Origin of the sequence: Candidatus Methylopumilus planktonicus (assembly GCF_000981505.1) — a bacterium.
In the GTDB taxonomy this organism is placed as follows: Bacteria; Pseudomonadota; Gammaproteobacteria; order Burkholderiales; family Methylophilaceae; genus Methylopumilus; species Methylopumilus planktonicus.
In genome coordinates, this window is the sequence record NZ_LN827929.1 from 1,277,555 (window position 1) to 1,298,668 (window position 21,114).

At 38.6% G+C, this 21,114-nt stretch carries 22 protein-coding genes and 1 riboswitch; of the genes, 7 read left to right on the forward strand and 15 right to left on the reverse strand.

What is annotated here, in order from left to right; genetic code table 11:
* Positions 1–8 precede the first annotated feature (8 nt).
* The 3 genes from mpl to BN1208_RS06730 all read right to left on the reverse strand — a co-directional run bounded on the left by mpl (position 9) and on the right by BN1208_RS06730 (position 5,464).
* Positions 9–1,373 (reverse strand): UDP-N-acetylmuramate:L-alanyl-gamma-D-glutamyl-meso-diaminopimelate ligase, encoded by a 1,365-nt coding sequence (gene mpl, locus BN1208_RS06720; RefSeq protein WP_046488999.1) that lies wholly within the window; start codon positions 1,371–1,373, stop codon positions 9–11.
* A gap of 5 nt (positions 1,374–1,378) precedes the next feature.
* The gene (gene metH, locus BN1208_RS06725; protein WP_420885847.1) at positions 1,379–5,146 is read right to left on the reverse strand and encodes a methionine synthase; all 3,768 of its coding nucleotides are present in this window, start codon (positions 5,144–5,146) and stop codon (positions 1,379–1,381) included.
* An 81-nt stretch (positions 5,147–5,227) separates the two neighbouring features.
* Positions 5,228–5,464: an accessory factor UbiK family protein gene (locus BN1208_RS06730; RefSeq protein WP_046489001.1), complete on the reverse strand. Its 237-nt coding sequence runs from the start codon at positions 5,462–5,464 to the stop codon at positions 5,228–5,230.
* 208 nt (positions 5,465–5,672) lie between these two features.
* On the opposite strand from BN1208_RS06730, the gene BN1208_RS06735 reads away from it, so the two are divergent.
* From BN1208_RS06735 to pqqA, 5 genes are all read left to right on the forward strand, one after another.
* The gene (locus BN1208_RS06735; RefSeq protein ID WP_046489004.1) at positions 5,673–6,506 is read left to right on the forward strand and encodes a TorF family putative porin; all 834 of its coding nucleotides are present in this window, start codon (positions 5,673–5,675) and stop codon (positions 6,504–6,506) included.
* 72 nt (positions 6,507–6,578) lie between these two features.
* Positions 6,579–6,917: a P-II family nitrogen regulator gene (locus tag BN1208_RS06740; protein ID WP_046489006.1), complete on the forward strand. Its 339-nt coding sequence runs from the start codon at positions 6,579–6,581 to the stop codon at positions 6,915–6,917.
* Between the two features lie 15 nt (positions 6,918–6,932).
* A complete protein-coding gene (locus tag BN1208_RS06745) occupies positions 6,933–8,345 on the forward strand; it encodes an ammonium transporter (protein ID WP_046489008.1) in 1,413 nt (470 codons plus the stop codon).
* A 91-nt stretch (positions 8,346–8,436) separates the two neighbouring features.
* A complete protein-coding gene (locus tag BN1208_RS06750; RefSeq protein ID WP_046489009.1) occupies positions 8,437–9,636 on the forward strand; it encodes a hypothetical protein in 1,200 nt (399 codons plus the stop codon).
* A gap of 112 nt (positions 9,637–9,748) precedes the next feature.
* Positions 9,749–9,820 (forward strand): pyrroloquinoline quinone precursor peptide PqqA, encoded by a 72-nt coding sequence (gene pqqA / locus BN1208_RS07225; RefSeq protein WP_012777389.1) that lies wholly within the window; start codon positions 9,749–9,751, stop codon positions 9,818–9,820.
* A gap of 50 nt (positions 9,821–9,870) precedes the next feature.
* Here the strand turns inward: pqqA and mltA are convergent, their stop codons facing one another.
* Genes mltA through thiS form a run of 4 tightly spaced genes read right to left on the reverse strand, consistent with a single transcriptional unit; the run spans position 9,871 to position 12,530 of the window.
* On the reverse strand, positions 9,871–11,124 hold the full coding sequence (gene mltA / locus BN1208_RS06755; protein ID WP_046489011.1) for a murein transglycosylase A: 1,254 nt from the start codon (positions 11,122–11,124) through the stop codon (positions 9,871–9,873).
* Entirely contained in the window at positions 11,125–11,508 is a 384-nt protein-coding gene (apaG, locus tag BN1208_RS06760) for a Co2+/Mg2+ efflux protein ApaG (protein ID WP_046489013.1), read from the reverse strand.
* A gap of 4 nt (positions 11,509–11,512) precedes the next feature.
* Positions 11,513–12,304 carry a thiazole synthase gene (locus BN1208_RS06765; RefSeq protein ID WP_046489015.1) on the reverse strand — a complete coding sequence of 264 codons (792 nt, stop codon included), beginning with the start codon at positions 12,302–12,304 and terminating at the stop codon, positions 11,513–11,515.
* 1 nt (position 12,305) lies between these two features.
* Positions 12,306–12,530: a sulfur carrier protein ThiS gene (gene thiS, locus BN1208_RS06770; protein WP_420885848.1), complete on the reverse strand. Its 225-nt coding sequence runs from the start codon at positions 12,528–12,530 to the stop codon at positions 12,306–12,308.
* 87 nt (positions 12,531–12,617) lie between these two features.
* Between thiS and BN1208_RS07315 the strand changes: the two genes are divergently transcribed.
* Positions 12,618–12,779, forward strand: a complete 162-nt coding sequence (locus tag BN1208_RS07315) for a hypothetical protein (RefSeq protein ID WP_156157799.1) — start codon at positions 12,618–12,620, stop codon at positions 12,777–12,779.
* On the opposite strand, the gene BN1208_RS06775 is transcribed toward BN1208_RS07315, so the two are convergent.
* From BN1208_RS06775 to BN1208_RS06800, 6 genes are all read right to left on the reverse strand, one after another.
* A complete protein-coding gene (locus tag BN1208_RS06775) occupies positions 12,776–13,513 on the reverse strand; it encodes a dienelactone hydrolase family protein (protein WP_046489019.1) in 738 nt (245 codons plus the stop codon). The genes BN1208_RS07315 and BN1208_RS06775 overlap by 4 nt on opposite strands.
* Before the next feature lie 83 nt (positions 13,514–13,596).
* Entirely contained in the window at positions 13,597–13,800 is a 204-nt protein-coding gene (locus BN1208_RS06780; RefSeq protein ID WP_046489021.1) for a hypothetical protein, read from the reverse strand.
* Between the two features lie 72 nt (positions 13,801–13,872).
* Complete coding sequence (locus tag BN1208_RS06785; RefSeq protein ID WP_156157800.1) at positions 13,873–14,172, reverse strand: hypothetical protein; 300 nt, start codon at positions 14,170–14,172, stop codon at positions 13,873–13,875.
* A gap of 68 nt (positions 14,173–14,240) precedes the next feature.
* Positions 14,241–15,224, reverse strand: coding sequence for a S1 family peptidase (locus BN1208_RS06790; RefSeq protein ID WP_046489025.1), 984 nt, complete (start codon positions 15,222–15,224; stop codon positions 14,241–14,243).
* A 71-nt stretch (positions 15,225–15,295) separates the two neighbouring features.
* Positions 15,296–15,976: a TSCPD domain-containing protein gene (locus BN1208_RS06795; RefSeq protein WP_046489027.1), complete on the reverse strand. Its 681-nt coding sequence runs from the start codon at positions 15,974–15,976 to the stop codon at positions 15,296–15,298.
* Between the two features lie 24 nt (positions 15,977–16,000).
* On the reverse strand, positions 16,001–18,163 hold the full coding sequence (locus BN1208_RS06800) for an adenosylcobalamin-dependent ribonucleoside-diphosphate reductase (protein WP_046489029.1): 2,163 nt from the start codon (positions 18,161–18,163) through the stop codon (positions 16,001–16,003).
* Positions 18,164–18,427: 264 nt separating this feature from the next.
* Between BN1208_RS06800 and BN1208_RS06805 the strand changes: the two genes are divergently transcribed.
* On the forward strand, positions 18,428–19,693 hold the full coding sequence (locus BN1208_RS06805) for a 3-deoxy-D-manno-octulosonic acid transferase (RefSeq protein ID WP_046489031.1): 1,266 nt from the start codon (positions 18,428–18,430) through the stop codon (positions 19,691–19,693).
* Here BN1208_RS06805 and BN1208_RS06810 read toward each other — a convergent pair.
* Together BN1208_RS06810 and BN1208_RS06815 are read right to left on the reverse strand one after the other, a co-directional pair.
* The gene (locus BN1208_RS06810; RefSeq protein WP_046489033.1) at positions 19,683–20,228 is read right to left on the reverse strand and encodes an isochorismatase family protein; all 546 of its coding nucleotides are present in this window, start codon (positions 20,226–20,228) and stop codon (positions 19,683–19,685) included. The genes BN1208_RS06805 and BN1208_RS06810 overlap by 11 nt on opposite strands.
* A 6-nt stretch (positions 20,229–20,234) precedes the next feature.
* Positions 20,235–20,888: a protein-L-isoaspartate O-methyltransferase family protein gene (locus tag BN1208_RS06815; protein ID WP_156157807.1), complete on the reverse strand. Its 654-nt coding sequence runs from the start codon at positions 20,886–20,888 to the stop codon at positions 20,235–20,237.
* 96 nt (positions 20,889–20,984) lie between these two features.
* Positions 20,985–21,080: riboswitch (TPP riboswitch) on the forward strand.
* Positions 21,081–21,114 lie beyond the last annotated feature (34 nt).

Here is a 21,114-nt window from a genome sequence, read left to right on the forward strand (position 1 = left end):
GACATAGATTAAAACAATCCCTTTAATAGGGTTTGATGAATATCGTTAAAACTGCCATTACTCATCACAAGTATATGGTCTCCTGGTTTAGTCTCTTTTAAAATAGCTTCAACAAAAATTTGCATGTCTTGTCCTACAAATGATTTATTTTTTATAGGTGCTAAAGCTTCTTCGGCATTCCAAGTTAATTTCTCACCATAACAAAATACTTGATCTGCATCTTTTAAACTTTCGGGTAGCGCGCTTTTCATCGTGCCTAATTTCATTGTATTAGATCTTGGCTCTAGGACTGCAATAATTCTCGCTTTGCCAACTTTAGCTCGTAATCCTGCGAGGGTTGTTGATATCGCTGCTGGATGATGAGCAAAATCATCATAAATTGTAATACCATTTTTTTTACCGATACATTCCATTCTACGTTTTACATTTTTAAATGTTTGTAACGCTTCTATCGCATCTTCTAACGAAACACCGACGTGGTGAGAAGCCGCAATCGCGGCTAATGCATTCATACGATTATGATGGCCTAAAAGATCCCAAGATAAAGCACCTATCAATTTACCAAGATTTAAGACTTCAAAAGACTGATCTTGATTAACTTTACCAACTGATAAGCCTTGCTTACTCCCGATATAAACTTTTTCAGACCAGCAACCTTTTTCAATCACTCTTTTTAAACTGTCTTCTTCATCATTAATAATGACGCGTCCGATACCGGGTACCATACGCACCATATGATGAAATTGAGTTTCAATCGCATGAAGATCAGGAAAAATATCTGCATGATCATATTCAAGATTATTTAATATCGCAGTCTTTGGGTGATAATGAACAAACTTAGAGCGTTTATCAAAAAAAGCTGTGTCATATTCATCTGCTTCAATCACAAAGAAGGGTGAGGTTTCATTCGATTTATTTTTTTGCGGTAAACGAGCTGAACCATCAAAATTGAGTGGTACGCCACCAATAAGAAATCCTGGTGCATAACCATTAAATTCTAAAATCCAGGCAAGCATGGATGTTGTGGTTGTTTTACCATGTGTCCCTGCAACTGCAAGTACCCATTTGTCCTTTAGAATCGCCTCATAAAGCCATTGCGGTCCTGATATATAAGGCAAGCCTTGATTCATAATTTCTTCCATCAAAGGATTGCCACGTGATACCACATTACCAATTACATAGAGATCTGGCTTTAATGCAGTTTGTTTTTTATCAAAACCTTCGATGAGTTCAATGCCAATACTTTGTAATTGAGTGCTCATAGGTGGATAGACATTCGTATCGCAACCTGTTACTCGATACCCTGAAGCTTTGGCTAAGGATGCTATACCACCCATAAATGTTCCGCAAATACCTAGGATATGAATGTGCATTTTTTTTATGATAAATTAGGTGCCAACCATTTTTTTAAATATTCAATCGATACATCGCGACGCTTAGCCATATCTTTTAATTGGTCATCCCCAATTTTATCAACGCTAAAATATTGCGCTTCTGGATGTGCAAAATAAAAACCTGACACGGAAGCAGCAGGTGTCATCGCGAATGAATCGGTAAGATGCATATCGATTTCATCTAATCTTAGATGCGTAAAAATGTCTTTTTTAACCGTATGATCTGGACATGAAGGATAACCAGGTGCAGGACGAATACCCTTATAAGCTTCTTTAACAAGGCCTTCTTTATCTAAATTTTCTTCTGCTGCATAACCCCACAAATCTTTTCTTACTCGCTCATGCATATACTCAGCAAATGCTTCAGCTAAACGGTCAGCTAAGGATTTAAACATAATACTACTGTAATCATCATTTTTAGTTTGAAATTCTTTTTCATATTTTTCCATGCCTAACCCACTCGTCACTGCGAAGACACCGATGTAATCTTTTATACCTGAGGATTTAGGCGCAATAAAATCTGATAAGCACTGATTGGGTTTTTGTTCATTATTTACTGTGGGTTTTTCAGATTGCTGTCTTAAGCCATAGTATGTAAATAAATTTTTAGTGCGTGACTCATCTTCATAAATTTCGATGTCATCATCAACACTATTAGCTGGATAAAAAGCCACCACACCATTAGCCATGAGCGCTCGATTATTGATGAGTTTTGTGAGCATAGTTTGTGCTTCATTGAAAACTTGTGTCGCACTTTTCCCCACAATAGGATCATTTAATATCGCCGGATAAAAGCCAACCAAATCCCAAGTCTGAAAGAATGGGCTCCAATCGATATAAGGTGCAATTAAATTGAGATCAATATTTTTAAATGCACGTTTACCAATAAATTTTGGTACTTTAGGTGTATATGTTTTATCAAATTGAAGTTTTGATTTATTAAGTCTTGCTTCTTCAAGCGATAATAATTTCACACCTTTTTTATTGGCATGTTGTTCGCGTGCGCGTGCATAATCTTTTTCAATATCAAGAATATATTGATCTTTTTGTTCAGGCGTTAAAAGAGATTGCATGATTGCTACAGATCTTGATGCATCAGGCACGTAAATGACTGGGCCATCATAATGAGGCGCAATCTTTACCGCGGTGTGAGCTCGTGAGGTTGTAGCACCCCCTATAAGAAGTGGCGTTTTTAACCCTCTAAAGTGAGGGTCTCGCTGCATTTCTTTTGCGACATGTGTCATTTCTTCCAATGATGGCGTAATAAGTCCAGACAAACCAATAATGTCAACATTCTCTTTTTTAGCCATCTCTAAAATTTCTGTGCATGGCACCATCACACCCATATTAATGACTTCGAAGTTATTACATTGCAAAACTACTGATACAATATTTTTACCGATGTCATGCACGTCACCTTTCACTGTGGCAATGAGCATTTTGCCTTTAGGTTTTGAAACGACTCCGGTTCTTTTTTCTTCTAATTTTTTTTCTTCTTCAATAAAAGGCACTAAATGAGCGACGGCTTGCTTCATCACTCTCGCAGATTTAACCACTTGCGGTAAAAACATTTTACCTTGGGCAAACAAATCGCCAACCACATTCATACCATCCATTAATGGGCCTTCAATGACATGAATAGGTCTCCCTTCTTTTTGTATTGTTTCTAATCGCGCTTCTTCAGTATCCTCTAAAATAAAATCAGTAATGCCGTGGACCAGCGCATATTCAAGTCTTTTATGGTTACTCATTGGTTCAGTATCTGTCCCTCGCCAGTTGAGTGTTTGAACTTCTTTTTTACCCCCTTTTAAGGTGCCGGCAATTTCGATCATTCTATCTGTAGCATCGAGTCTTCGATTAAGCACAACGTCCTCAACACGCTCTTTAAGTTCAGGATCTAGATCGTCATAGACACCCATCATGCCTGCATTGACAATCCCCATAGATAACCCAGCTTTGATTGCATGATATAAGAAAACTGTGTGAATCGCCTCGCGAGCTGCATCATTCCCTCTAAAGCTAAAACTGACGTTGGATACACCGCCTGAAATTTTTGCATGTGGAAGATTTTCTTTAATCCATCTCGTAGCGTTAATAAAATCAACCGCATAATTATTATGTTCCTCAATGCCTGTTGCAACAGCGAAGATATTGGGATCAAAAATTATATCCTCAGGAAGAAAATGTATCTTTGATGTTAATAAGTCATAACCATGTTTACAAATTTCTATCTTTCTTTGGTATGTATCAGCCTGACCTTTTTCATCAAATGCCATAACGATCACTGCCGCACCGTAGCGTTGACATAATTGTGCTTGACGAATAAATTCAGTCTCACCTTCTTTTAGTGAAATTGAATTAACAATTGCTTTGCCTTGTACACAACGCAATCCTGCTTCAATGACTTCCCACTTGGATGAATCAATCATGATGGGAATCCTGGCTATGTCAGGTTCAGAGGCGACCAAATTTAAAAAATACCTCATGGCTTTTAATGCATCAAGCATGCCCTCATCCATATTGATATCAATGATTTGTGCACCATTTTCCACTTGCTGTCGCGCTACTGATAGCGCCTCATCATATTTTTCATTAATGATTAAATTTGCAAATACCTTTGAGCCTGTCACATTCGTTCGTTCACCCACATTCACAAATAAGGAATCATCTCTAATTAAGAATGATTCGAGCCCTGAAAGTCTAGTCACACTTTCCACGTTTGGAATTTCGCGAGGTTTGATATTTTGTATTTCATCCACAATTGCCTTGATATGCTCAGGCGTTGTGCCGCAACATCCTCCTGCAATATTGACAAAACCACTCATCGCAAAATCTTTAAGTAAGGATGAAGTATCTTTGGGGGTTTCATCAAAACCTGTATCTGACATAGGATTGGGTAAGCCTGCATTGGGATAAATACAAGTATAAGTGTCTGCAATTTTAGACAATTCTTCAGCGTATGGCCGCATGAGTGCCGCCCCTAACGCGCAGTTTAAACCGATCGTCAAAGGCTTTGCATGTCGCACTGAATTCCAAAAAGCTTCCACTGTTTGTCCTGATAAAATACGACCTGACGCATCTGTTACTGTGCCAGATAACATAATCGGCAAACGTAATTTGTTTTCTTCAAAATATGTTTCGATTGCAAAAAGAGCAGCTTTGCAATTCAAGGTATCAAAAATCGTTTCAACTAAAAGAATGTCAACGCCACCTTCAACCAAGGCTTTCACTTGATTAAGATAACTATTTTTTAATTCTTCAAATGTAATATTACGCACTCCAGGATCATTTACATCGGGTGAGATCGATGCAGTTTTAGGGGTAGGGCCAACAGCACCTGCTACAAATCTCGGTCTATCTTGAGTTGAAAATTTTTCCACCGCTTGGCGCGCTAATTTGGCTGATGCCACATTCATTTCATAGGCTAAATCTGACATTGAATAATCGTCTTGCGCTATTTCTGTTGCACCAAAAGTATTAGTTTCAATAATGTCAGAGCCTGCTTCTAAATAAGCTTCGTGAATACTTTGAATGATTTGAGGTTGAGTGAGGCTCAATAACTCGTTGTTGCCTTTAAGGAATAATTCTCGCTGTCCTTTTGGCGCTGAAAATTTTGCAAAACGACCATCACTACCCCCGCGATAATCCTCTTCCGTGAGTTTATGTTGTTGAATCATGGTCCCCATGGCACCATCCATAAATAGAATTCGCTCAGCCAAAAGCTTTCTTAATATTTTTTCTTGATCAGTCATGAAGTCCTGTGACATTAATTTTTTAAAGATGTGTTACGCATATCTGATATGCATAGAGTGTAACAAGAACCCAAAAGGTCATTATTTTTTACGCGCCTCAATCTCGTATAGTTTCTTTTCTAACTCTTCTAATTTTTGACGGGTACGCTTTAAGACTTCCGTTTGAACATCAAACTCTTCTCGAGTTACAAGCTCCATTTTAGTGAACATGCCCTTTAATAGTGCATCGATATTCTTTTCAATATCAGGCAAGGGTGAATCTTTCACTATCTCTCTGATTTTATTAGATATTTCGTTTAATTTTTCATTATTTAGCATGATAAATTTCCTTATGATTCAAGAGTTTATCAGATTTAAAGGCACATTAAGTGCATACAGACCTATTGCTATCTAAGGTGGTATTTACTAACTCATTGATTTTAATATAATAAGTAAGTTGGCACGGTAATTGCTTATATTATTGTGTGAATATAAAAATAACTAATCACATTATTTTCAGGAAATTTTTACTTAAGGGAGTTTTAAAATGCGTAAATGGCTTATTACAACAGCAGTCTTAGGGGCTCTTGCAGCGCCTTCATTTGTTTTTGCAGCTGACGCTGCACCTGCATCTGATTTTACGGCTTCATATAATGTAGGACTTTTTAGTCAATACATTTTCCGTGGCTTAACCCAAACAAATAACAAACCAGCGCTTCAAGGTGGTTTTGATGTAAGTCATAAAAGCGGTCTCTATATTGGTGGCTGGGCTTCCAACGTCAGCTGGCTCAGAGATAATGCGGGAACAAGTTTAGCCCCAGTTTACAGCTCAGGTGGGAGCTTAGAAATTGATCTCTATGGTGGATTTAAAACTGAGGTTCAAGGGATTGGTATTGATTTAGGTGCACTTCAGTATTATTACCCTGGCGCAAGAAATGTTGGTTTTGATAAGGCCAATACGACAGAGTTATATGGCGCTCTTAGCTATGGTTGGCTTCAAGCAAAAATTTCTGGTGTAGTTTCAAAAGATGCCTGGGGATTTGGCAAAAAATATAACGCTGGAACGAATGGGGATGATGAGAGAGGAACTTATTACGCTGAACTTAATGCAAATATCCCGCTTGCAGATACTGGAATTACAGCCCTCCTTCATGTAGGTCGTCAAGAATTTAATCAAGCCAGAGCCAGTTACTCAAGTCCTGATGCAAGTTATACGGACTGGAAAGTTGGGCTCACAAAAGGATTTGATGGGGGCGTAAATATCGGTGCTTTCTATACTGATACAAATATAAGTACCGCAAATGCTGCAGCCAATTGGACTTATGCTAATAAAAATATTGGCGATAGTACTGGCACAGTCTTTGTTCAAAAAACGTTCTAAAAGTAATTGTTAAGACAAAGACCTAAGGCCAAGGCCCTTTCTTAATTTTTTTAAACCTCAAGGGGAATTAACATGAAATTTGTAACAGCAATCATCAAGCCGTTTAAGCTAGATGAAGTTCGTGAAGCTCTCTCCTCCATTGGAGTTCAGGGAATCACAGTGACCGAAGTCAAAGGATTTGGTCGTCAAAAAGGCCATACGGAACTTTATCGCGGCGCCGAATACGTCATCGACTTTTTACCTAAAGTAAAAATCGAAGCAGCTATCCCAAATAAATTACTCAAACGCGCAGTTGAAGCGATTCAAAAATCAGCACTTACCGGCAAAATTGGTGACGGCAAAATTTTTGTGATGGAACTCGAAGAAGTTTATCGCATACGAACCGGTGAAGCCGGGGAGGACGCTCTTTAATCAGAGGAAACAATTATGAAAAAAATATTATTAATATTATCGTTTATGAGCATTCTATGCTTAAGCCTATTAAATTTAAATGTGGGTTTTGCCGCTGAAAATTTAGATGCTACGTCTACTTTTTCTGCAGCCGAGCCAATAATGCTTGCAGAAACATCGCCAGATGTAACTCCTGCTGCTGCAGGTGAAGCCTCCGAACCTGCGCCTGTATTAAGTGAGGGCAATACGGCTTGGATGATCGTCGCAACCGTCCTTGTGATCATGATGTCCATTCCAGGCATTGCTTTATTTTATGGTGGCCTCGTTCGATCAAAAAATATGTTGTCTGTTTTGATGCAAGTGTTTGTTACATTCTCGTTAATCTCTATTATTTGGGTGGTTTATGGTTACTCTTTAGCCTTTTCAGATGGTGGGGCTTATAACGATTACATTGGTGGCTTAAGTAAAATATTTCTAAAAGGGATTGGAACAGACACATTATCTGGAACCATTCCAGAATTTATTTTCTCTACTTTCCAATTAACTTTTGCCGCACTTACACCCGCGTTGATCGTGGGTGCATTTGCAGAGCGCATTAAATTTTCTTCATTACTCGTCTTTATGGTGTTATGGGTCACAGTAGTTTATCTGCCCGTTGCTCATATGGTTTGGGGTGGTGGTGTTCTTGCAACGCTTGGTGCAAAAGACTTTGCCGGTGGTACTGTCGTTCATATCAATGCGGGTATAGCCGCGCTTGTCGGTGCTATCGTTATTGGCAAAAGAATTGGCTACGGAAAAGAAGCAATGCCCCCTCATAACTTGGTAATGACTATGATTGGCGCGTCATTACTTTGGGTGGGTTGGTTTGGCTTTAACGTAGGCAGTGAACTCGCAGCTGATGGCACAGCAGGTTTAGTTTTAATTAATACTCAAATTGCTACCGCAGCAGCTGTGCTTGGTTGGGTCTTTATTGAATGGTTAACTCGAGGAAAGCCATCAATGCTTGGTGGTGCATCAGGTGCCATAGCTGGACTGGTAGCGATCACCCCAGCATGCGCTTTCGTGGGTCCTATGGGGGCAATTGCACTCGGCTTTATTGCAAGTATTGTCTGTTTCTATGCCGTCACATGGCTTAAAAATGCATTAGGCTACGATGACTCACTCGACGTATTTGGCGTTCACGGTGTAGGTGGAATCGTAGGTGCAATCGGCACAGGCATTTTTATGTCACCTGATCTAGGTGGTGTTGGATTTGCCGAAGGTATAACCATGTCAGATCAAGTATATATCCAGGCTATCGCGGTCGGCGTTACAGTTCTCTGGTCAGGGATTGTAAGTTATATACTTTTTAAAGTTATCGATGCGACCATGGGATTGCGAGTCAAACCTGACGCTGAAAGAGAAGGTTTAGATACATCAAGTCATGGCGAAACGGCTTACCATAACTAAAATATCCTGGAAGTAGTGACTTCTCAAGGGCGCTTTATAGCGCCCTTTTTTTATCCATAAAATTTAATCGCTTAAAGTTATAATAGAGCCCATGTTTAAAAAGTTTTCTTTTTTCAATCACGCATTTCTTAGAAATGCTTGTTTACTTATTTTAAGCCCCAAGCTTTTTTTTAATCACGGGCACATTCCACCAAAAAACCATAAAATCCCGAATCGCTTTTTTGGATTAAGCCTTACCATTGAAGATTTAATTGAAGACCCCATAGGTGCTGTTGAAATGTGTCGTCAGCATAAAATAAGAGATGTGACACTTCTTATTCCATCCAATCGTATCAGTGAATTTAGTGCGACGTTTATGGATGACCTCATTGGAAATGATATTAAATTTAATCTCAAACTGGTACTAATAAACGAGGAAGATATCTATCTAGAATGGCGGGAGCTTTTAGACCTTACATTATTAGGCTATCAAGCTCATATTGCATCGATTGAAATTGAGATGACGAGCTTTACTCGGAAAGCATTACATATGTTCTTAAATATTTGGACCATGACGTTTAATATTGCGAGACTAAAAAAGATTAAAGTCGCAGGCCCTTCCATCCCCTCGTTTAGCCCTTTCTTTAATGACATGGTATTTAAGCTTTTAAAAGACAAATATCAACTACCTGATATTCACACGATTAATTTAACCAACGAAATGGATAAAGAGCCTGAGCTTATTTATTCAAATTTCTTAATCCCCAAATTAGGTAAACTTTTTAGATTCAATCTCATAAAAAAATTAGCGCTCATTCAAAGAATTGCGGAAAGTTTTAACATCAAAACCATTTATGGAACAATTGAATTAAAGCGTCATGAAATTACTTCTTACACACTGCGAGCGATTTCTTTACTGACTGCCTCAGGCCGACTCACTAAGCTATACGTGCCCTACAAAAATGCCGAAGGTATTCTATTTCTAGTGGATCGTATGGAGGGCATGACTTATCTGGGTTCTTTATTTCATGATGCATCTTTTGAAATTCATCACTTTAAAAATGAGAGAGAGCAAATGCATGCGATATGGGCGCGAGATGATAAAACTTTAAATCCAGAAAATTTTTATCATATTGAAGATATCTTCTCTGCTAAGATATTCGATAGTCATGGTGACATCATTGATCGTAATGAATTCAAAATTACAGATACCCCCATCTACCTTGTCTGGAGATCGATGAACCCTATTACCTTCATTGATACACCAAAAGCCCTAGATATTAATGTCGCCAATATCATGGCCCTATCATGAAAATCATGAGGTCTAATTCATTACCTGTTCCGTGTATTTAATATAGATGCAGCCTATAGTTTCTCTAATGCATCTTGAATGCAGATCGTTTAACTCTTATAGGAGAAATATTATGTGGACAACTCCAGCAGCTACAGAAATGCGTTTTGGCTTTGAAGTAACTATGTACGTAATGAACAAGTAATTGTTCGTAAACTACGGTTACATAAAAAAGGAAGCTTAGCTTCCTTTTTTTTATTTGGAAGATTCCTCAATACGATTGCGTTTCACGGCAAATTCTTGAGTCGCGATTGGAAATACATAATCCTTAGGGAGTAATGCCCAAATTTTTCCCTGTTGTTTCATCGATCCCGCTTTTCTTCCCGCCTCTTCCCCAGTGCCCCAATAGAAATCTGCGCGAACACCGCCTCGAATTGCCCCGCCTGTATCTTGAGCAACCACTAAGCGATCGAGAGAATCATTGGTATTAGGTTGGGTTGTAGATAAGAAAATAGGCGCCCCTAATGGAATAAATTTAGGATCGATCGCAACACTTCGCTCGGCTTCAATCGATACCCCTAAAGCACCAATCGGACCTGGTAAATCATCTGGTAATTTTCTAAAAAATACATAGCTAGTATTCATGTTTAAAAATGCTTTAAGTTTCACAATATTTTTTCTAGCCCAATCTTTGATGCCTTCCATCGAAGCTTCAGCCATGGTGATTTCTTTTTTCTGAATGAGTGCTGAACCGATCGCTTTAAATGGATGGCCATTTTGATCGGCATACCCAATTTGCATAGTTTCTCCATTATCAAAATGAATAATGCCTGATCCTTGAATCTCTAAAAAGAAAGCCTCTACAGGATCTTCTACCCAAACAATTTCATTTCCTGCCAAAGGGGTGCCTTGCCCATCAATCTCGGCTCTTGATAAGTAGGGGACTAATTTGTTTCCCACTACTTTCCCACGCAAACGTTTTGATTTAAGTTCTGGATAAACTTCACTTAAATCCACAGTAATCAAATCTTTGGGCGTTGTGTAAAGCGGGATTTTGTAATGCGACGTTTTAACCTTACTACCTTTTAAGATAGGCTGATAATAACCAGTAATGATACCGGTTTCAGAGCCATCAATATTACTTGCGATATACACATTAAAATAGTTTTTAAAATAGTTTTTAATATTTTCATCACTTGGCTCTTTAATGTCATCTGCAACATCACATACTTTTTTCCAAGCTTCTTTTTGTTTTAAAGCAGAACAGCTTCTAAGCCATGCTGTCCAAGCAGGAATAAGATTGTCACTTTCAAATGAGGATTCAATCGCGCCCCAGTCTGATTTTTTTAGAAGGCCGTAATCAGGAATTTTTGCTATATCTTCTTTTTCTGTTTTAATTTTTGGGCAATCACAATTAGGTTTTGTAACAGAAACTTTTTCTCCCTTATTGGGAACATCTACGCATGAGACAAGAAATAAAGTAAGTAAGAATACAATGAAATGTCTCATTTAATGGAGCGTCCTTGGCATCGATAAAATAAACATAGGAATTTCTGCATCAAATGATGTGCCATCTTCGGACACCATCTGATAACTGCCGTGCATGGAGCCTACAGGTGTGTTAATTTCAGTCCCGCTAGTATAAGTATACGACTCATGCGGTTGAATCAGAGGCTGTTCACCCACTACCCCTAAACCTTTCACTTCAAAAGATTCTTCATTAGCGTCTGTAATAATCCAATGACGGCTCACAAGCTGCGCTGGAATCAATCCATCATTGCTGATCGTAACGGTGTAATTGAAAAAATAACGGTTATGCTCAATGCTAGATTTTTCTTCTACAAAATGAGTTTCAACATTAATACGAATCGCATGTAATTTTGAAGATCCCATAATATTAGGAAATCATGCCTTGTGTGGGGGAGGTGGGTGATGCTGAATATAATTTCTTAGCCATTCGTCCTGCAAGGTATGCTTCGCGCCCAGCCTCAATGGCTTTTTTCATAGCACTTGCCATCATGATTGGATCATTTGCACTTGCAATTGCTGTATTCATGAGGACACCTTCGCAACCTAATTCCATAGCAATCGCAGCATCTGAAGCGGTACCCACACCTGCGTCTACTAAAACAGGAACTTTTGCATGTTCAATAATAATTTGTAAATTCCATGGATTTAAAATACCCATGCCAGAGCCAATGAGAGAAGCCAAAGGCATGATGGCACAGCAACCAATGTTTTCAAGTTCTTTTGCCACAATCGGATCATCTGATGTGTACACCATCACATCAAAACCTTCTTTAATTAAAATTTCTGCGGCTTTTAAAGTTTCCATCACGTTGGGATAAAGTGTTTTAGGGTCACCTAAGACTTCTAATTTGACAAGCGTATGGCCATCTAATAATTCTCGGGCCAAACGAAGTGTTCTCACCGCATCATCGGCTGAATAACAACCTGCCGTATTAGGAAGATAAGTAAAACGATTGGGTGGCACAAAATCAAGAAGAGATGGCTCACCTTCATTTTGACCAATATTAGTTCGGCGAATCGCAACTGTAATAATTTCTGCACCACTCGCATCAATCGCGAGTCTTGTTTCCTGAAAATCTTTATATTTACCAGTACCTACCAATAGTCTTGATTGGTAACTTTTACCTGCGATGATAAGTGAATCTTTTTTTTGTGCCATCTTAACCACCACCAACTGCGCCAACAATTTCTAATTGGTCGCCATCTTGGAGCAAGATATTTTGGAATTCAGATTTTGAAATAATCATGCCGTTCTTTTCGATTGCAATTCGCTTACCTAAAAGATTAAGTTGTATGACTAATCCTTCGATTGTCATCGAAGTGTCATCAAAAGATTTTATATTACCGTTAATTTTAAGATTCATGGATGTGGCTTTATTCGTCAAACATTGAATTTTTTAATAAATTTAGAGTCGTAATTCAATGGAACACAATTCCATAGAGTTAAATACAATCCCAAAAGGAAAAGCTATATGCAAAATTATAATACAGATTCGCTGAATACATTGCCTCAGAGCAAAGACGAGACAGATCATTTAATTCCGTTGGAAAAGAAAACCACGCCGATTGAATTAACTACCGATGAAAAGCTTCGCCGTAAACGCTGGCTCGAGTCAATCTCAGATTGCGTTTAAGCAAGCTTGCGTTGGAAAAGTTTTAAAGCTAAGTCGTAACCTAAAAGTGCCAACTCAGGATCATAGCGCTCACCTTCGTCACGCATAAAGGCATGTTGGCCATTAAACTCATGCCACGTAAATGCTAATTGAGCATCAAGCATTTTTTCATAAACGACTTTACGGCCTTGTTCTGGAATATGGTTGTCTTGTTTGCCCCAAATCATTAGGAGCTCACCCTTGATATCTTTTAAGCGATTCATGGAATGCTGATTAGGTTTGTTTGGAATCACATTGGTATGTAAATCTGTCGCATAAAAACATGCGGTGGCTTCAATCTCGGGTTGAAGTGCTGCTCTAAAAGCTAAGTGCCCGCCAATACAAAATCCCATAGCCCCGATATGGCCTGAAAACCAAGGTTGTTTTTTGATCCATGCAATCATTGCTTGATTGTCAGCGTCATAACCCTCAACGTCTTTTGCAGACTTATCCGCATTACCTTTATCACGTCCTGCGTCATCGTAAGCTAAGACTGTGCCAATTGGATTTAACTCGTGAAAGACTTCAGGCACTAACACAGTGAATCCATGACCCGCAATGATTTTGGCTGCACGTTCAATCGGACCTGTTTGCTGAAAAATTTCTGAATAAAAAAGAATTGCGGGGGTCTTTTTATGCGTGAGAGGCTTATGCACATAAGTACGCATAATGCCTGTAGGGGTATTTAAATCAACGAATTCTGACTGAATTAACATGCTTCATCCTAAGCTTAATAAGGGGTTAATAGAAAAACGGAATCCCTTATTTTACTTGATTCGAAGCGAGTTTAAAGTGAATTTTAGTAGTCTGAACTGCGGCCTGTAGAGTAATTTAAAGGAGCGTCATTTTGCCACTCACCACAATCGACACACTGGTGATCTTCCATGGTCGGGCAATATTGCAAATGAGTTGCCTGGCACTTATAACAGCTCGCGGCTTTCTCATGGTGATCATGAATCTCCGCAGATACTTTGTCACTTCCAAGACCATACTTATTATCCATAAGACCCTCCCTTAAAAAATCAAATGGTGATGAACCTTTAATGTACGCCTCGTTTTTATGAAGCGCAAGTGGCTATTTTAACTTTTGTATCTGACATTTTTGATAAGTTAAAACATCGCCCTCTTTAATGGATGTCTCAGGGTCATTGATCTCTAATGTGGTCGACTCATTAGTATAAGTATTTTTTAAGGCGTCTACTTGTTTTAAACCAAATTCACGATCCGGGAAAGTCATCCACATCTCTTTACCGCCCTCGAGAGCTTTTATATAAAACTTCTTATTTTTTTCACACTTGTACAAGGAAGCCCCTAGAGGAGCAGTCGAGAGTTCACGATAATCACCGTTAAGCATAGGTAAATTTACTTCGGGCATCTTCACACTCCCACAACTTGAAATGAGAAATGGCATACTTAACAATATCAATTGTTTAAAACTTAGTTTCATTGTGCTTCCTGCAATAGGGATTCATCTAACTGACTTAACAATGTCTCAATCGCCAGAATTTGATTGGTATCATTATTAACTTTTGCAATCTTTAATAAGTAAAACTGTGCACGTGCATGACGAGAATTTTTCTTGACAACCTCGTCTAATACTTTCTTTGCTCCCACATAATCTTTTAGTTCAAATTGAGATAAAGCTTTAGTAAAAATTGCTTCGAGAGATTGAGGTTCACTTTTAAGCCAAAGGCTTGAAATCTCAAATAAACGGCCCCATTGCTTCTCTCGCTCAGCATCATAAGTTTGCATAAAATAAGGACGTTTATCTAAGGGCGCATCCCAGAAAGGCAATTCAGTTTGAGCAGTCAATTCTATATCTTTACCTTGCTGCAATAATTTTTTTACCCACTCCACAGGAATACTATAAAAATAAGCAAAGCGTCCTGGGCTTTTAAAAGTAGTCACTCCAATCAGCTGCCCCTCGTCGTCAAAAAGCCCTCCACCAGAAGCTCCCATAGCAAAGCCAGTTGAGGAGTGAATGATATTTTCATTATCTAGAGAATATAAAGCTTTAATTTGCCCATACGACACAACTGGTTTAACAGCATTGCCACTATAACTTTTTGAAAAAACTGATTGCTCGTATATGAGTTTTTTAGTGTCGCCCAAAACAACCGGCTTAATATTTAAAAACTTAAATTGGAGTATGCATAAATCATGGCGCCAGTCTGCTTTCATGCTGACAGGTGCAAATCGCTCACCATATTTTGCAATTTGTACCCCTTGAGAGTTAGCTATAACATGACAATTAGTTGCAACTTGATCTTCAGCTACAACAATGCCTGAACCAACTCCATGGCCCCCTTTTGAATCAAGCACATGAACCTTCACGATTGAAGGTGAAACAGCAAAAGTAACCTCACTTGAAGCCATTGCAAAGACTATTTGAGGAATAAAAAATAGTAGGGTTAAAAATCGATACATAACGAAAAAAATTTAACTAAGGAAATGATAGATAGCGAACTAAAAAGCTTAGTTCCATAAAAATTCAAAACTTAACCACATTTACTGTCACCACAACTTAAGCATGTGAGACATCCGTCCATCATAATGACTGCTTTCGTTTGGCATTTGCTACAAAGTTGTGAGCCTTTTGGGTATCCTGTACTATCAATTTCTTCAGAATGTTTTTCCATATATTCAGCACGCTTTTCTTCCATCAATTTTTTTTGATGTTCATCAGGTAAGGCTTTTTTAAGCATACCAATATCAATTAAATGTTGCTCAACGACTTCACCGATTTCAGCCACTAGACTCGGCACGTACTTACCGCCTTTTTTAAAGTAGCCACCATTAGGATCAAATACGCTATGAAGTTCTTCGACCAAGAATGTCAAATCGCCACCTTTTCTGAATACAGCAGACATCACGCGCGTCAAAGCTACAATCCATTGGAAGTGATCCATGTTTTTTGAATTAATAAAAATTTCAAAAGGTCTGCGATGTTCTTGCGGCGTACCTTCGTTCATGATGATGTCATTGATCGTGATATAAAGTGCGTGCTCAGTCACAGGTGTTTTCACTTTATAAGTGGAACCTGTAATTTTTTCAGGGCGGCCTAAAGGCTCACCTAATTGCACGACATTTTGATTTTCTCTCTGAGCTAGCGCATTCGCTTTATCTTCTTCAGAAACGACGTTATAACCTACGATCTTTTTTTCAATTTTAATTGCCATTATTTTCCTTTAATTTCTTAAGTCTTAGAACTTACCGTAATAACCTTCTTTGAGTGCGTCATAAAGATTCGCTGCTGAGTGGGTTTCACCATCATATTCAATTTCTTCGTTACCCTTTACTTCAACTTGAGAGCCATCTTCTAAAGTAAATTTATAAGTGGTGTTCTCTAAATCTTTTTCTGTCACCAATACACCTTGGAAAGCCTCTGGGTTGAATCTAAAAGTTGTACAACCTTTAAGGCCTTTGTCATATGCGTATAAATAAATATTTTTAAAGTCTTCGTAATCGTAATCCGTTGGCACGTTGATGGTTTTAGAAATCGAACTATCAATCCACTTTTGTGAAGCCGCTTGAATATCGACGTGTGCTTTCGCTTGAATTGTTGAAGAATCTAAAAAATAATCCGGTAATTTTTCATCTTCTTTTTCTGAGAACGGCATCGCATTTGAATTAATCAATTCGCGATACGCTAATAATTCGTATGAGTAGACATCCACTTTTTCTTTTGATTTCTTACCTTCACGAATCACGTTACGACTATAGTGATGTGCAAAAGAAGGTTCAATCCCGTTACTTGCATTATTAGCTAAAGACAATGAAATCGTGCCTGTCGGTGCAATTGAACTATGGTGTGTGAAACGCACACCTTGTTTAGCAATCTTATTACGAAGTCCCTCAGGGAATTGCTGCATATAGCGACTATATTTACCGAGCAATACTTTGCCTTTAACTTTAGCACCCACTTTAATACCATCGGCTGCCATCTCAGGACGCTTAGCTAACATGTCGGCAGTCACTACAAACTCTTCGTCCATAATGGGAGCGGCACCTTTTTCATCGGCTAAATCAATCCCTGCTTCCCAACCCACCTCGGCCAAAATACGGCTCACTTCGTCAGTGAATTTTAAAGAAGCATCATCACCATATTGCATCTTAAGCATCGTGAGTGATGAACCTAAACCTAAGTAACCCATGCCGTGACGACGTTTACGTACAATTTCTTTGCGTTGCTCTTCTAAAGGTAGGCCATTAATTTCAACCACGTTATCTAACATACGTGTAAAGATCGCAATCACTTCTTTATATTCAGCCCAATCAAAAAATGCTTCATCGGTGAAAGGTTTTTTAACAAATTTTGTTAAGTTCACGGAACCTAATAAACAAGCACCGTAAGGTGGGAGAGGTTGCTCGCCACATGGGTTGGTAGCGCGAATGTTTTCGCAGAACCAGTTGTTGTTCATTTCGTTCACGCGATCAATCAAAATAAAACCAGGCTCAGCAAAATCGTAAGTTGATGACATGATGATGTCCCACAAACGTCTTGCTTTAATAGTTTTGTAAACGCGGCATGCAACTTTACCAGCGTCAATACCTTCCGCCTTAGTGAGGTATTTCCCTTTAACAGGCCACTCTCTCCAAACTACTTGGCTTTCGTCATTCACATTTAAACCATCAACGATGGATTCTTTTTCCGTGACAGGGAATGCTACTTTCCAATCGCTGTCAGCCTTGACCGCCTCCATAAATTCTTTAGTGATCAAGCATGAAAGATTAAATTGACGGAGTCGACCGTTTTCACGTTTTGCTTTAATAAAGTCAGTAACATCTGGGTGGGCAATATCGAAAGTTGCCATTTGTGCGCCACGGCGGCCGCCAGCAGATGACACGGTGAAACACATCTTGTCGTAGATATCCATAAATGAAAGTGGGCCACTTGTATAAGCGCCTGCGCCTGCCACAAAAGCACCTTTAGGTCTTAAGGTCGAAAATTCATAGCCAATACCGCAACCTGCTTTTAAGGTGAGCCCTGCTTCATGCACTTTATCTAAAATGCCAGACATGCTGTCCTCCACGATGCCTGATACTGTGCAGTTAATCGTCGAGGTCGCTGGCTTATGTTCTAGGGCACCCGCATTCGAAGTAATACGACCTGCTGGGATAGCGCCGTGTCTTAATGCCCATAAGAATTTTTCATACCATTCTTCTCTTTTAGCTGGAATTTCAACATCCGCTAAAGCTCTAGCCACACGCTTAAAAGAATCATCGATATTTTTATCAACATGCTCGCCCTGTTTTGATTTCAAACGATACTTTTTGTCCCAGATATCTAGTGAAACATCTTGAATTGGTATTTCGTGGTCTTGATGGTCACTTAATGCGGACTTTGGACGAACAGCTTTGAGCATGGATTTCCCCTGAATTATTCTTTACTTATGTATATTTACTAAATTTGGTGTTACATGGTATTTTTGCTTAAAACCACAATATATAGTGGTTTTGTAGATATATTATCCATGACCTAGTAGTCCGTCAATTGAAATATATGCACAAATTTAGGGAAAAAGTTAACCTCTATTTTTCGAGCTTAACTTTTAAAACTTAAGCAAGGCCTTTCTTTAAAAATAAATTAAACACAAGTTCATCAAGATGGTTTATGCGAAAATATCCGCATGATTCGCTTTTTCTATAGTCTTTTAGTCTATTTTCTTCTCCCATTCACCTGCTTTAAGTTGATTTACCGGGGTTTTAGACAGCCTGACTATCTAAAACATTGGAGTGAGCGCTATGGTTTTTATAGTGCTTCTACAAAAAAAATCTGGGGCAAACGAAAAATACTTTGGATTCATGCTGTTTCTGTGGGCGAAACAAAAGCTGCGATTCCATTCATTAAACTTTTTTTAAAAAAATATCCGCGTCATAATTTACTCATCACACATGGCACACCTACCGGGCGAGTGACTTCAATTGACATTAAACATTCTCGTATCCACCGCATCTATCTTCCTTTTGATACCCCCGATGCGACAAACAGATTTTTAAATACCTTTAAACCAGAAATCGGTCTCTTACTTGAAACAGAGCTTTGGTTTAATTTAATTCATCAAGCTTTTCAAAAATCTATCCCACTTTATTTAGTGAATGCGCGTTTGTCTGAAAAATCCTTCCAGCTTTATAAAAGAATTTCGCTCCTTGTGAAACCATCGCTTCAAGAACTAACAGGCGTGCTAGCGCAAACAAGAAACGATGCGAAACGCTTTGAAGCGCTTGGTGCAAGAAACCTTGAAGTGATGGGCAATTTAAAATTTGATGTGGGCCCTCCACGTGATACAAATAAACAAAGTACAGCACTCAAAAAACATTTACATTTAAAAAATCAGTTGGTACTTTTGATTGCGAGCTCAAGACAAGATGAAGAAGAAATTATTTTGCAGCGCTTATTAAAGCTGCAATATAAAAACCTCGTCACAATTTTTGTCCCACGACATCCGCAACGTTTTAAAGAAGTTGAACTGATGTTAAAAAAATATCGTGCGTCATTTATTAAACGCAGTGATAAAAAAATAAAGGTTAAACCTTACCAATTTATTTTAGGCGACTCTATGGGTGAGATGTACAGTTATTACAACTTAGCGAATATTGCACTCATGGGTGGCACGATATTGCCTTATGGCGGACAGAATCTTATTGAATCTATGGCCATGAACGTGCCAGTGATTTTAGGTCCTCATACTTATAACTTTCATGATGTATCGAATGAAGCCATCCGCACAGGTGCAGGATTGAGAATTCAAACATTAGATGAATTAGAAAAAGTGTTACCTCAGATGCTTCACTCATCTTCTCAGTTAAAAATGAAGAAAGCTTGCAGCGAAATGATGCATTCCCATCAGGGTGCTACATTAAGAATCTTAAATAAAATAAAACCTACGCTTTAATGAGTTTTGCGATCGCTTTAAAGTGATCACCTTCGGCCACGCGTAACCATTCAAAAATCACGGACTCTATATTCGTGATTACAATACCTTCGGATCTTAATCTTGCGATCGCATTTTGATGATGAAGGCTCGATCTTGAGAGAGTTGCATCTTCTACGACAAAGACTGCTTTGCCCGCTTCTTTTAAAGCTAATGCTGTTTGCAAAATACAAATATGTGTTTCTAATCCGCATAAAATAATTTGTGGTCTTGATTTTACTAAGGCACTTTTAAATTTAGATTCATCAAGACATGAGAATGCCTTTTTTTCAATGGCACTGTGAGGCAGTAGCGTTTGTAATTTTTTGACTGTTGTGCCCAGACCTTTTGGATATTGCTCCGTATAAAGGCAAGGGACTTCTAAAATTTTTGCTGCTTGAATGAGCATGCTTGATACGTCGACGACTTTTTCAATGTCACTTTTAGGCATCACATCCACAAGCTTGTCTTGGATATCAATGATCACAACCTGACTTAAAAGTTGATCATTTATCATAAGAAGTTAAAACACAAATGTATTTTCATGTTTCACGTACAAAGAGGGTACAACTGTTTCAAATAAAATTTCTTCTTCAAAATCTTGATGGCTTGATCTTGTAATTAAAGTTGCATGCATCGAGGGTGCTTCGCCCAAAATGACTAAGAGTCTTCCATTCACATTTAGTTGATTTCTAACACCTTCTGGAAGATGAGGTAAAGAACCCGCAAATAAAATAGCATCGTAAGGTTGATTTTTTAACCAGCCTAATGAACCATCACCTGTCACAAATTCAATATTGTTAAGTTTTATTTTTTGACAGTTTTGTTTAGCGAGATTTGTGAAATAAGGATTGATGTCTACTGACACCACGTTTTTAACTAAACTTGCCGTGAGCGCAGTGAGATAACCACTTCCAGAGCCTACCACTAAGACATGATCTTTTTTTTGAAGTGATAAGGATTGAATGAGTCTTGCTTCTAATTTAGGCGCCAACATGCTCACATCATCATGCAAAGGAATTTCAGTATCTGCGAAAGCTATCCCCTGATATTCAGTCGGTACAAATTTTTCACGCGGTACTTGATGAAGCAAATTAAGCACTTCGGGATCTAAAACTTCCCAAGTGCGGATTTGCTGCTCAATCATATTAAAACGATGTTGTTCAATGGCATTCATTGTCATGTGCCCATTATAACCAAAGAAAAGTTCATCATTTTGATATAGTTTAAATATAAATCTAACTTGCATTTCATGGGGGTTTCGCGTAATTTTATGGGGTGCTAGGGGTCCGCTTTACAAGGTGGTGAGAAAAACCCTTTGAACCTGATGCGGGTAATGCCGCCGTAGGGAATGCAGTCCTCTAAAAGACTCCTTACGGCATGACAAAAAATTTAAGGAGTAA

Coding starts and splice junctions, on each gene's coding strand:
- mpl (WP_046488999.1), bottom strand. CDS start 1,373: ATGCACATTCATATCCTAGGTATTTGCGGAACATTTATGGGTGGTATA.
- BN1208_RS06800 (WP_046489029.1), bottom strand. CDS start 18,163: ATGCTCAAAGCTGTTCGTCCAAAGTCCGCATTAAGTGACCATCAAGAC.
- apaG (WP_046489013.1), bottom strand. CDS start 11,508: ATGGGATCTTCAAAATTACATGCGATTCGTATTAATGTTGAAACTCAT.
- metH (WP_420885847.1), bottom strand. CDS start 5,146: ATGACTGATCAAGAAAAAATATTAAGAAAGCTTTTGGCTGAGCGAATT.
- BN1208_RS06775 (WP_046489019.1), bottom strand. CDS start 13,513: ATGTTAATTCAGTCAGAATTCGTTGATTTAAATACCCCTACAGGCATT.
- BN1208_RS06790 (WP_046489025.1), bottom strand. CDS start 15,224: ATGTATCGATTTTTAACCCTACTATTTTTTATTCCTCAAATAGTCTTT.
- BN1208_RS06805 (WP_046489031.1), top strand. CDS start 18,428: ATGATTCGCTTTTTCTATAGTCTTTTAGTCTATTTTCTTCTCCCATTC.
- BN1208_RS06780 (WP_046489021.1), bottom strand. CDS start 13,800: ATGGATAATAAGTATGGTCTTGGAAGTGACAAAGTATCTGCGGAGATT.
- BN1208_RS06810 (WP_046489033.1), bottom strand. CDS start 20,228: ATGATAAATGATCAACTTTTAAGTCAGGTTGTGATCATTGATATCCAA.
- BN1208_RS06745 (WP_046489008.1), top strand. CDS start 6,933: ATGAAAAAAATATTATTAATATTATCGTTTATGAGCATTCTATGCTTA.
- mltA (WP_046489011.1), bottom strand. CDS start 11,124: ATGAGACATTTCATTGTATTCTTACTTACTTTATTTCTTGTCTCATGC.
- BN1208_RS06765 (WP_046489015.1), bottom strand. CDS start 12,304: ATGGCACAAAAAAAAGATTCACTTATCATCGCAGGTAAAAGTTACCAA.
- BN1208_RS07315 (WP_156157799.1), top strand. CDS start 12,618: ATGCAAAATTATAATACAGATTCGCTGAATACATTGCCTCAGAGCAAA.
- BN1208_RS06815 (WP_156157807.1), bottom strand. CDS start 20,888: ATGAATGCCATTGAACAACATCGTTTTAATATGATTGAGCAGCAAATC.
- BN1208_RS06750 (WP_046489009.1), top strand. CDS start 8,437: ATGTTTAAAAAGTTTTCTTTTTTCAATCACGCATTTCTTAGAAATGCT.
- BN1208_RS06785 (WP_156157800.1), bottom strand. CDS start 14,172: ATGCCCGAAGTAAATTTACCTATGCTTAACGGTGATTATCGTGAACTC.
- BN1208_RS06735 (WP_046489004.1), top strand. CDS start 5,673: ATGCGTAAATGGCTTATTACAACAGCAGTCTTAGGGGCTCTTGCAGCG.
- BN1208_RS06740 (WP_046489006.1), top strand. CDS start 6,579: ATGAAATTTGTAACAGCAATCATCAAGCCGTTTAAGCTAGATGAAGTT.
- BN1208_RS06795 (WP_046489027.1), bottom strand. CDS start 15,976: ATGGCAATTAAAATTGAAAAAAAGATCGTAGGTTATAACGTCGTTTCT.
- BN1208_RS06730 (WP_046489001.1), bottom strand. CDS start 5,464: ATGCTAAATAATGAAAAATTAAACGAAATATCTAATAAAATCAGAGAG.